The sequence below is a fragment of the Chlorobiota bacterium genome (assembly GCA_016700335.1).
In the GTDB taxonomy this organism is placed as follows: Bacteria; Bacteroidota; Ignavibacteria; order OLB7; family OLB7.
Window position 1 is genome coordinate 2,766,031 of record CP065014.1, and the last position, 13,164, is coordinate 2,779,194.

The following is a 13,164-nucleotide window of genomic DNA, read 5'->3' on the forward strand; positions in this document are numbered from 1 at the left end:
CGTAAATTAAGCAATGGAATTAAAACCATATCAACAGCAAGTAATAAACGACCTTTCATTGTTTTTGGAGCAAGTGCAAGAAACCAAAGACGTGAAAGATGCGTTCTATAACTTTTGGGCTAATCACCCAAAAACACCTTTGTTTCCTTTTGCTGGCACAGCCATAGAACCATATAAAAACAATGTGGCACGAGTGCCACATATTTGTGTGAAAGTGCCAACCGCAGGCGGTAAAACCTTTATTGCTTGCAACGCAATCAAAACCATTTTTGATGCCTTTACTTACGACAAACCCAAAGCGGTCGTTTGGTTGGTACCGTCTATTACCATTTTAGACCAAACAATTAAAAATCTTAAAGACACAAACCACCCATACCGCCAAAAAATAAATTCTCATTTCGGTAATAAAGTTGAAGTATTTGACAAAGCAGCATTATTGCAGGGTAGTGGCTTTAACGCTACTTCGGTAAAAGAACAGTTGAATATTTTTGTGTTGAGTTTTGATAGCATCCGAACAGCCAACAAAGAAGGTAGAAAAGTATATGACCAAAATGGTTCGCTTCAATCTTTTGAAACACTATTGGGTAAAGACGAAGAAATATCGTTAATGAAAGTGATGCAATACTTAAATCCTATGGTAGTTGTGGACGAAAGCCACAACGCAGAAACGGAATTAAGTGTGGATATGCTCAAAGAATTTAATCCTTGTTTTATTCTTGACCTAACAGCCACTCCGAGAAAGAACAGCAATATCATAAGTTTCATTGATGCCTTAGAATTGAAAAAGGAAAACATGGTGAAACTTCCTGTAATTGTTTACAACCATCAAGACAAAACAGAAGTAATCAATTCCAGTTTACAGCTTCAAAAGCGTTTGGAATTGCAAGCAATTGAAGAAGAAAAAAAAGGGGGTAAATACATTCGACCAATTGTATTGTTTCAGGCACAACCCAAAAACGGAAAAAACTTTTTGAACGAAGAAGAAGAAAAATCAAATGTTCAGAAACTAAAAGAAAAACTTATTGAGTTAAAAATTCCTGCCGAACAAATCAAAATAAAAACGGCAAACATCAATGAAATAAAAGGCATTGACTTAATGAGCAAGGAATGTGAAGTTCGTTATATTATTACCATCAACGCATTAAAAGAAGGTTGGGACTGTCCGTTTGCTTACATCTTAGCATCATTAGCAGACAAAAGTTCAGCAGTTGATGTTGAACAAATTTTGGGCAGAGTTTTACGCCAACCTTATGTGATGAAACATAACTTTCCGTTATTGAATTTGAGTTATGTGTTAACGGCATCATCAAAATTCCTTGACACTTTAGACAACATTGTAAAAGGCTTGAACAAAGCAGGTTTCAGCGATAAAGATTATAAACTGGCTGACCCTGCAATGTTAGAAGAAGCCAAGAAACAAGACCCATTACATCAGCTTACTGTTTTCCCAATAAACGAAGAAACAGAAGATGATATTACTTCTGACATTGACACAACAAGAATTTCAATTCCATCGGAAACAGAATTACCAAACACTACCGTTTCCAAAATTGAACAAACTGCAATTCAACAAAATGAAGCCTTTGAAAAAACAGTATTTGAAATGGAAGCAAACAATACAACGGCTTTGCCAAACGAAATACAACGGCTTGTGAAAACATACAGCATTAAAGACATTTTCCAAGAACAGGCAGAACAAATAAACATACCACAGTTTTATCTAAAAGTTCCTGCAAACGATTTATTCGGAATGAATGAGACGTCATTGCCTTTAGAAAAGGAAAATCTTTTAAATGGATTTGCATTGAGCAAAGCAGACTCAAATATTGCTTTTGACAGTATAACAGCAGAACTTTACAAAGTTGACTTAGACGAAACTAAAAAAGAACATACTCCAACATTTGTAAGGCTTGATGGAGTTGTAAATGAAAGTATAATGGCTTACATTCTTGATCCATCACGAAAAGAGAGCAGAGTAAAAAACTTTACAAAACGCTTGATGGATTTAATTGGGAATATGTTTCCAATTCCCGACAAGGAAATTGAAAAATACATCAACAGAATTTTAGAAGATTTTAAAGACGAGCAGTTTGGCGACTTAGCAGCCAACGAATACACTTACAAAGACAAAATCAAGTTTAAGATTATAGCACTTTCAGAGCAGTTTGCAGAGAAGAAATTCAAGGACTTTTTAGACACAGATCAGGTTTTAATAAAGCCATCTTTCACTTTGCCAAAAAGCATTTCTCCTGGTGACACATCAAAAAACATCACAAAATCTCTTTATGAGAAAGAGGGAAGCATGAACGGTTATGAAGAACGTGTAATCAATGAAATTGGTAACATGACAAACATTACTTTCTGGACAAGAAACATTGAAAGGAAAGGCTTTAGAATTAATGGCTTTGTAAATCATTATCCTGACTTCATTATTCAATCTAAAAGTGGTAAGACAATTTTATTAGAAACCAAAGGTGACCATTTAGATGCTGATCCTAAAATACGACTTGGTCAGTATTGGGCAAATAAGGCAGGGAATAATTATCGTTACTTTATGGTATATGAAAGAAGAACAGTTGATGGAGCATATAAATTGGATGAATTTTTAAATATCATTAAGTACATTTAATAATTCATTTGGTTATCAAATTTGTGGTTGTATAATAGTTTTAAATCTAAAGTCTAAAACATAAATAAATCATACATATTATTAGAAAACAATATGTATGATTCCTCTGTTGAATATTACAAAAGGGATACTAATCTGTAGTTAGTGTTAGATGCTCAAAAATGAAAAAAACAAACCCATGGTACAATAAAAAACAAAACCTTAAAATTCCGATAAGTCATTTAATAATGAAAAAGAATCTACACCAAAATAGAACATTTACTCAATCTTAATTCACACTTAAATAAAGTTTCATTAAATTGAGAATTGTAAAATTATTTATACCATATATAAATATTAATTTAAAAATTTATGAGAACAAAAGCATTCACAATAATTCTTCTTTGTGTTACAATACCGCTAATTATTGTATTGAGTTATGGGTTTGTTGAGCGAAATTTTTTAAGACCAAAAGTAAATTCTACAATTGAACAAAGCGACATGCTTGTTAAATCTGGTGAAGTAATTCAGATTGATGTATTGAATGCATGTGGAGTTACAGATGTTGCAAAGAAATTTGCTGATTTTTTGAGGGAGCGAAAATTTGATGTTCCTGAAACTGGCAACTTACCTCAAATTGAAAAATATTCTAAAATTCTTGATAGAGTAGGAGACCCCATATCAGCTCGTAAAGTAGCTTATTCATTGGGGATTGACCCTAAAAGAATTGAGATAAATATTGATTCAACTTTATACTTACGAGCCACTGTTGTTATAGGTCAAGATTTCATGAGATTGAGACCCATGAAAGAAGGAAAATGATTTTTATGTTTTTTTTAACTTTAATTGTCAATTGACTTAATTGATACATTTAGTAAACAATTTTTAAATAAATTATTATTACCATGAATTTAAATGGTAATAAATTTGATACTCTCAGTTTTTAACATTGTATTGCACACACACAAATAAATAATGGATAGCGAAAAGAACTTAAACTCAAGTAGTAATAACAATAACATTAATGGTGGAGTTAAAAGAAACCTTAATGGAAGTAGTTACGTTCCTGAAAGATACAACAATAATAATGCTTTAAACCAAAGCCCTAATTCACAGCAACAAATTTCAGAACTTGTTAGGTTACAAGATGAATTAACTGGTGGAAAAGAAAAGCAAAGATTTTCAGTTGGTGATTACATTGGGATGTTATGGCGTGGTAGATGGGTTATATTATCTTGTCTTTTGTTAACAGGTGCGGCAGCGGCTTATTATACTTTTTCTCAGCCATTTGTATATGAGACATCAATGCAGATTTTAATTGATCAACACAATGATAAACTTGATCCAATTACTCGTTCTGGTCAAATGTCAAATTGGGAAGATCCTCAAAGAAATTTAAAAAAAGAATTACAGATAATAAATTCAACCCCAATTTTTGAAGAGACAGCCAAGCGATTAATTTTACAAAGATTTTTAGATTCAAATAAAACAACAGTAATTCCAATTATTGAAAGTGCAGAAACAGCAATCAAACCTAGAATTAAAAATTTAACACCAGAACAAGTTCATAAGAAAATATTCACTCATATTTCTGAGACACTTAAAAAATTAATCACTACATCTCCATCTAAAGATGCTGATATTATTAATATCATGACTAAATCTGGAGATCCAAATGAGGCAGCATTAATTGCTAATGTTTATGCAAATGTATATCAGGATGACAATCTTTTTTATAGTCGAAAGAATGCAGAACTCACAAAAGAATTTTTGGCCGATAGAATTAAAACAACAGATGATTCTTTAAACAAACAAGAAGTTTCATTAAAAAATTATCTCGAAAATAACGGTCTTCCAGGTGATGTTGATAGAATTGGTGATTTACAAAGATCATTAAATAATCTAAAAGAACAACAAACTAAAGTTAGTGTAGAAATTTCTTCAATGGAGAAGAAATTGCAAGGGAATAAAGATTTAATATCAAAAGTTGAACCTGATTTTGTGAATTCATTTGCAGCATCCTCTGGGTATAAGATTAATAAACTTCAACAAGAAATTGCAGATTTAACAATACAGCGAGATAGATTAAGAATTGAGAACCCAATTAGAGCAAGCAATGTTAGGTATATGAGCCAATTAAAATCTATGGAAGAACAGATTAATGGGTTAAGATTAGAGTTAAATAAAGCAACTGAAGAATACAAGAACTCTGCATTATCTTTATTGCCTCCACCAAAATTTTATGCTCAGGATTATTCACCTGTTGCTGGCTTGAACGAAGTTAAAAGCTCTGTTGTAAATGATGAAATTGGAATATCATCAATGAAAGCACAGCTTGCAATGTTGAACAAAAATTATAATGAAGTAAAATCAGAAATTTCTCAAATACCAGAACAAACTCTAAATATTGGAAGGCTAAAAAGAGGCAAGGAAGGGACTGAAAAAATGCATGCTTTGTTGGGTGAAGAATTCCAAAAGAAAACTATTGAAGTAGCTTCAACTTTTTCACCTGTAAGAGTAATTGAAGGTGCAAGACCTAATTACAAACCTATTTCACCTAACAGAATTTTAGATATAATCATTGGTTGTTTTGTTGGAGCAATTCTTGGAATAGGTATTGTTGTATTATTGGCTTATACTGATTCAACAATTTACTCACCAGATGAACTTGAAAAGGTTGGGCTTAATGTTCTTACAGCAATTCCATTAATTACTGAGAGTATGTTAATTCCATCTAAAACTGATTCAATAACATCTTTAATTAATGGGCAACCTTCACCCCATTTACTCACTCATTTTAATCCAAAATCGCCTGTAACTGAGTCATACCGCTCGCTTAGAACAGCAATTCAATTTGCATCTATTAATAAAACAGTACAAACTTTACTTATAACAAGTTCAATACCTCAAGAAGGTAAATCTACTACATCTACAAATACAGCAATTGTATTTGCTCAGAATGGATTAAAAACTTTGTTGATTGATTGTGATTTGAGAAGACCAGTAGAGCATTCAATTTTTAATGTTCCTAAAGAGCCGGGCTTGGTAAATTGCTTAGTTGGGAGTGTAACTACAGAAGAAGCAATTGTAAAAACTGGCATTTCAAATTTAGATTTGTTAACTGCTGGCACAATTCCTCCTAACCCTTCTGAGCTTATAGGTTCAAGAAGAATGATGGAAGTATTGAATGAACTTAAAGGAATGTATGATATGATTGTAATTGATTCTCCTCCAATTGGTGCAGTAACTGATGGAGTATTACTTTCAACAATGGCTGATGCTACTGTGTTAGTTACAAGAGCTAAAAGAACTAAAATTGAATATATTGAAAAAACCCTTGAAGAGCTTGAAAGAGTAGGAGTTAAGCCAATTGGCTCTGTTCTAAATGATTTTGATGTATCTCAGAGTTATGGTTCAACTTATAAATATTATAGGTATTATAGATATTATAATTATTATGGTCAGAATGAAGAAGCAGTAAACAGAAAAGATAAAAGAGCAAAAGCAGCTGAAGAAAATGCTTAATGAACTTTTTTAAATCTAAGAATTTTGTTAGTAATTTAAATTTCAATTGTTGAACATTTAAATTTGGGATTAAAATTGTTGTTTATATTAGTTATTTTTGGTTTGAATTCAATATATTAAATTTTGATTTGAAATAATTTACTTCTTTTTATGACATATCAATTAGAAGTTAATTAAAATTGAAATCATTTGAATAAGTAATTAATTTTATGAAACACTTAACGATCTAATTCCTTTAGAGAACATTTTGTTGTTTCATTTTTTTTTGCAATGTGTCTTAGTGAACATGTATTTATACAATTTGATGTATAAATCTAATAACCAAGCCATTAACAGGGTTAATCCATTGAATAAGTTTCCGATTAAATTCAAAATATATTTATTAGTGTGGGCAGCTTTAACGTTGTGCAGTAATACCCTATTTTCTCAAACTGACACAAATAATTTAGATAAAAGATTTTCAAAGACATTACCTCAGAAACAGTATAGCCCGTTAGATAACAGCTTTCCATTTGAATCTTACAAGCATATAGTTGAATTTGATTCTTTATCAAGCAATGTATTTTTATATGAAACTTTATTTGGAAGGAGAATTGGTCAGCCAAGAATATTATCATTAGATGAATATATTTCTTTAAGGCAAAAAGAAAACCAACAGAGGTTGTGGGATGAAAGATCAGTTAAATATGATATAGCAAATGCACAAAAAGATGTAAAAGATGATTTACAAAAACTGTTAGGGAATGGTTTGGGGATTGACATACCAATACCTCAAAGCCCAATCTTCTCAATTTTTGGGGCACCTCAAGTAAGTTTCAATGTAAATGGAAATGTAAATTTAAGTGCTGGGTGGCAATGGGACAATAACAATCTAACCTCAATTAATTCATTTTCTAGTACACAATCAGCACCTTTTTTCAATCAGAATATTCAAGTTTCAACAACAGCAAGAATTGGAGATAAATTAAAACTAAGCACTGATTTTGATACTGAAAGATCTTTCGATTTTGATAATCAACTTAAAATTGATTTTGGAGGAACTCAAGCGAGTGATGATGATATTATACAAAGGTTTGAGTTTGGGAATGTGCAAATGTCAAATCCAAACAGTACATTAATTGGAGGGAGTCAAGCGTTATTTGGAATTAAAAGTGGGTTTAAGTTTGGTCCGCTTAATTTAACAACTCTTGCTTCACAAAAAAGGGGTGAAAAGAGAGTTTTAAATGCTAGTAATGGTACAATTAAAAATCAGATATACTTAAAGCCATACGATTATGCCTATAATCATTTCTGGCTTGATACAACTTATTTAGGATTTTATGATATATATTATACAAACAATCCTCCTGCTGCAACTCCAAGTATGGAGCCATTTAACGTGAATGAAATTGAAGTTTATGAGCAAACAAAAGATGTTTCAGTAGCTGCTCAGTTTCAAGCTGTTGCATATTCTGATTTACCAATATTACCTCCAGGAGGACGTTACCCAATATCATTAAGAACTCCACCTCAAACTGCTAGTGCTGGAGATGTTCAAAAAGGATCATTTATACGCTTAGATCCTAACAGATATGAGCTTGATAGAATTTTAGGGAATATTACAATTAAATCATTATCCACAGATAAATCTTATGCAGTTGCATATAGAACTGGTGGAAGAGGTTCTTATGGTGAGTTCTCAAATGTAAGGGGTGATTCAAACGAAATAGTAATTCTTAAACTCATTTATGTAAACAACATACAGCCTGGTTATAAAACTTTGTGGAAACGACAGATGAAAAACATTTATCAGCTTCAAGGTGTTAGAAATGTTGATTTGCAAAATTCAAAGATTAAAATTACTTATGGTATTCCTCCTGATACTTCTGAAGTGTATAGAGTAAGTGGAAGCCCTTATATAGTTGAAGCATTAGGAGTTGATAGAAATGGTTCATTAGGTGGTTCAATTCAACCAGATGGGCAATTTGATATAAACAATCCATCATTTTTCAAGCAAAGCACTGGTGAAATTATTTTCCCATCAACAGAACCCTTTAGAAAAGGTTTAAGAGAAAAATTAGGGGGGAATGCAGAACAATTTGTAATTGATGCCATTTATGATAAAACTCGAGAGGAAGCTCAACGAGATACTAAAGTTGGGAGATATACTATTTCAGCAGATGTTTCAGGAAGTAGTGGTGCTAATATACCTTTAGGAGTTTATAATCTTGCCCAAAACTCTGTTCGAGTTATAAGTAACGGCTCTCCACTACAAGAAAATGTAGATTACAGGGTTGATTACAGTTTTGGTCAGGTAACCCTGATCTCCCCAAGAGCTTTAAATTCTGCTAGTAGCCTTCAAATTGAATATGAGCAAAATGATTTGTTCTCTGTTTCTCAGAAAACTATGCTTGGGTTGAGAGCAGATTATGATTTATTTAGAAAAAGGAACGTTGAATCAATGTTAGGAATGACGTTAATGAGGTATGGACAAACTTATCAAATCAACAAAATTCAGTTAGGTGGAGGTGACGAACCATTCACAAATGTAATGTTAGGGTTTGATGGCAATATCAAGTTTAATAAAGTTAATTTTATAACTAAAGCAATTGATGCTTTGCCATTTTTAAAAACTGAAGCACCTTCTAGTTTTTCAGCAAGAGGTGAATGGGCAGTAGCTTTACCAAATCCAAATAATAAAACGAGTTTAGTTGAAAGTGATTTGGGTAAAGGTGCAGCTTATATTGATGATTTTGAATCAGGATCTAAAAGACAAATTCCATTAGGCATAACTTATACTTTATGGCAAACTGCAAGCCCTCCATTAGATCAAGAACTTGGTATAACAGATTCAGCTCGTAATGCTAAGAAAGCAAATATGTTTTGGTTTAATCCAAGAGTAAAACCAGATGAAAATGAAATTTGGCCAGATAAAAACAAAGGTGGTTTGCAAACAGTTAAAAAAGATGTTATTGAGTTGCAATATGAACCTTCATTAAGAGGGATGTATAATTCAAACATTAATTATGATAAAACTCCTTCAATAATTGATTCTTCTTGGTCTGGTATTATGAGAGGTTTGCCTTTTTATAGTACTAATCTAAATCAAGAGAATATGGATTTTATTGAGATTACGCTTAGCGTAGATGATTACAAACCAAATGATTCTAAACTATATTTTGATATTGGTAGAATTTCTGAAGATGTTGTATTAAATGGAAATTTAAATACTGAAGATGGATGCCGAGTTGATAACCCACTTAGAGATGGTATATTAAATCCAGGTGAAGATGTAGGTATTGATGGATTGAACAATGATGAAGAAAGAAAAAAATATAATTCAACTGAAGATGACCCAGCAGGAGATGATTTTGTTGCCCTTCCATCTGGATCTCAAGATCCACCTTTAAGTGATTATAAGCGTCTAAATGGACTTGAAGGGAACATTACACGTGAAGATGGACCTTTCCCAAATACTGAGGATTTGAATAATAATAGCAGTTTAGATTTGGATAATAGTTATTTCAGATATGAGCTTAACCTTGACCCAAACCCAATTACAAATAAACAAATTGTTGGTTCTGGGAAAGGTTCTTGGAGACAATATAGAATACCCCTTAAAGCAGGTTATAGCAAAGTCGGTTCACCATCATTCTCTAATGTTGAAGCAATTCGATTGGCTATAAAAAGCTCATCACATGTTAGAATTAGAATAGCTGATATGAATATAGTTGGTAGTGAATGGAGGTCTCAAGGTTTACCACAAGATAGTGCATCTGATCCAAAATTAGATATTTCATTTGTAGGTGTTGATGAAAATTCAAGAGAGCCAGATTTTTATACAACTCCACCTGGAGTTCAACAAGATGTAAATCAAATAGATTTATCTACCAGAAACGAGCAGTCATTAGCTCTAACTGTTAAAGATTTAAATAGAGGTGAATCTCGTACTGCTGTTAGAGTTAGGCCAAGACCTTTAGATTTATTTAATTACAAACAATTGAAGTATTTTGTACATGGAAGTAATGATATGGATGCCGAAATCCTTCCTGGAACTTCAGCTAAAGTATTTGCATATATCCGTTTTGGATGGGATACTTTAAATTATTATGAATATAGATTCCCACTAACAAGCGGCTGGATGGAGCATGTAATAGAGTTTTCAGAAATTTCAGCTATTAAACAACTAAAAGGAGCAAATGTTAATTTGCCTTATTTTGTAGGAGCTAAAAATTCTGGAACTCAGTTTGGAATTCTTGGAACACCATCTTTAACAAGAATTCAATACATTGCTTATGGTATTGAAAACAATGCTTACCCAGGCTCATTAACATCTACAATGTGGGTTAATGAACTTAGAGTAGTTCAGGCTGAAGATACAAAAGATTGGGCTGCTGCTTTTTCTACAAACATTAATTTAGCTGATTTAGGTTCAATTGATTTTAATTTTAAAAAGTCAAATCCTAATTTTCATACTCTTGAAGAAAGATTTGGAAATCGAGTTGAATCAACTAACTGGAACTTCAATTCAAATTATAAATTAGAGAAATTTTTACCTGAGAGTTTTAAAGGTTCTGGTATACCTTTAATTTATAATCATACTGAAACAATTGAAACACCAAGATATTTAAACAACTCCGATGTTGAGGTTAATGGTGCAATTTCTAGAGCTTTACTCGATTCAACAAATCCTAGAAAAAATGAGATTGCTGATAGCTTGAGAACTGCTGGGGAGAACCTAAAAGTGAGCGATCAGTTCAGTTTGTCAAATATTAAAATTGCTTTCCCAGGTCAAGATGTTGTTTCAAGATTATTACTCAACAATTTAACTTTTGGTTATAATTATAGCCAAGATAGAGAAAGATCTTCAACAATTGAAAATCGATTTTCATGGAATTGGAACTTTGTTGGAAGGTACGGTTTAAATATTCCTCAATCATTTGAAATCAAACCAGTTACTTTTTTAACAGATGTTCCTTTATTAGATTTCTGGAAAGACTTTAGGGTTAATTTATTACCTTCAAATATTGCGTTTGGAACTAAAATTGACAGATCCAGAACTACTGAAAAGCTTAGAGCAGTTCCAGAAGCAAGCCCTGTAAGAAGAGCTTTTAATACAAATCGTAATGCTAGCTTTAGCTGGAGAATGAACGAAGGTGGCTTAGTAAACTTAACTACTGATTATTCGTTAAATGCTTCAAGTTCTTTATCACATCTCGAAACTGATGATTATGGGAGACAAAGATCTGGAGGTGATATTACTTCTGATTTGATTTTAGGAAATGGTAAATTATTTGATTTTGGGAACGATAATAGTTTAACTCAATCTATTACTTTTAACACCAGACCTAGAATTCCATTCATTCCTTCAATTGATAGATATGTTACTCCAACAGCAAGATATAAAGTTGATTATACATGGAATGATATCCTCGGGCAAACTTTATCAAATAGTAGTTTTACCAAATCTGCCTCTTGGAATTCAACTGGAACTCTAGGATTAGATATTAGACTTGGTCAAATTGGAAGAGCAATTTTTGGAGATTCAAAACCTGAAGATGGGTCTTTAAAAACAATTTTAAGATACTTAATAAAATTCCCGATTTTTGATTTTGAAAGACTTAGCTTAAATTTTAGTCAGAATAATGGTGCCAAAAATGATGGATTAATTGGGTCTGGAGGTATAACAAATTTTTGGGCTAGAAGTATTGTTCCATTAGGTTCAGAGGACAATCAATATGGTCCTGGCATGGCTTATCAGCTTGGTTTATTAGATGATCCTCATGGTAAGTTAAAACCAGTTTTTACATCTGCTTTTCCTTTTATCGGATTTCAAAAAGAGCAAGGTAAACGTGCTCCAAACATTTATGTAACCGATGAGTTTTCACAAAAAAATACTCTATCTGGTAGTACCGATCGTCCTCTATGGCCTGGAGCTAATTTATCATTAAATTGGAGTTCAGATTTTGGAATTAATCAAAAAACTTCTGTTACAACAGATAATGCTGGGAATGTTACTTTTACGAATCCTTTTTTAGCAGGAACATTATCAAGAACATTTTTAAGTCTGCCAAATATTCTTTTCCTTAATCTTTTTCATAATGATGCTGAAGGTGTTGCAGATGAATATAAATCAAGGAAGGATAAAATTGTTGAGCCTCAATTACCTTTAGTTGCTAGTGCTCAAGATTCGATAAATTATAATTCTCAACTTATAGGTTATAACAAACTTTTATCAGAAGCGGCTACTTCAGCTTTTGAAGATCAACTTGAATCTTTTAGTTGGATTCCTAAACCCATTAGTAGATATTTCCCTAGAATAAATTGGAGAATTGATTGGAATGGTTTGGAGAAACTTCCATTTTTTTCAAGTTGGACTCAAAGTGTTTCTTTGAGGCACGCATATGCAAGCAAATATACTCGTGGCTTTAGAATGACTGATAGTGGCGAAGTACCTGAAGCTCAAACAGTTACAAGAGGGTTTTCACCTTTGGTTTCTCTCTCATTATCAGGCAAGCAAGAAGCCCTAGCAAATGGAACTTTAACTGCTTCATTAAGCTTTAATACCACAACTGAATTTTCACTTATTACTGCTGCTCGTTCTGAAATTTCTCAAGATTCTAAGAATGAATTACAGGTTAGTGTTTCATATCAGAAAAGAGGCTTTGAGTTCCCATTGTTTGGTTTGAATTTGAAAAATGATATTGAGTTTCAATTCACAGGGAGCATGAGTAAAAATAATCGTAAAAGATTTAATTTAACTGAGTTTAAACCAGAAGGTCAAAACGATGGATCTACTAAATTAAACCTCAGACCTAGTATAAGATATACAATGTCAAATACCGTTAGTGCATCTGCTTTTCTGCAATATGATGCAACTATTCCTGATGCTGATGGTTCAAAAGATATTTCAAGAAGTACTACAAAAATTGGTATAGATATGAGGATTGGAATTTCTGGTGGTAGGTAATTAATCCGTTTTTTAGATATAAATTAAAAAACCACCTTATAATTAAATTATTAGGTGGTTTTTCAATTCTAGAATTTCAAGA

The 13,164-nt window shown here is 32.2% G+C and carries 4 protein-coding genes; all 4 read left to right on the plus strand.

What is annotated here, in order from left to right; all coding sequences use genetic code 11:
• Positions 1 to 13: 13 nt before the first annotated feature.
• The 4 genes from IPP08_11250 (at position 14) to sprA (ending at position 13,082) form a co-directional block, all read left to right on the plus strand.
• Positions 14 to 2,629, plus strand: coding sequence for a DEAD/DEAH box helicase family protein (locus IPP08_11250; GenBank protein QQS66322.1), 2,616 nt, complete (start codon positions 14 to 16; stop codon positions 2,627 to 2,629).
• A 351-nt stretch (positions 2,630 to 2,980) separates the two neighbouring features.
• Positions 2,981 to 3,430, plus strand: a complete 450-nt coding sequence (locus tag IPP08_11255; protein ID QQS66323.1) for a LytR C-terminal domain-containing protein — start codon at positions 2,981 to 2,983, stop codon at positions 3,428 to 3,430.
• 153 nt (positions 3,431 to 3,583) lie between these two features.
• A complete protein-coding gene (locus tag IPP08_11260; GenBank protein ID QQS66324.1) occupies positions 3,584 to 6,133 on the plus strand; it encodes a polysaccharide biosynthesis tyrosine autokinase in 2,550 nt (849 codons plus the stop codon).
• A 385-nt stretch (positions 6,134 to 6,518) separates the two neighbouring features.
• The gene (gene sprA, locus IPP08_11265; protein QQS66325.1) at positions 6,519 to 13,082 is read left to right on the plus strand and encodes a cell surface protein SprA; all 6,564 of its coding nucleotides are present in this window, start codon (positions 6,519 to 6,521) and stop codon (positions 13,080 to 13,082) included.
• Positions 13,083 to 13,164 lie beyond the last annotated feature (82 nt).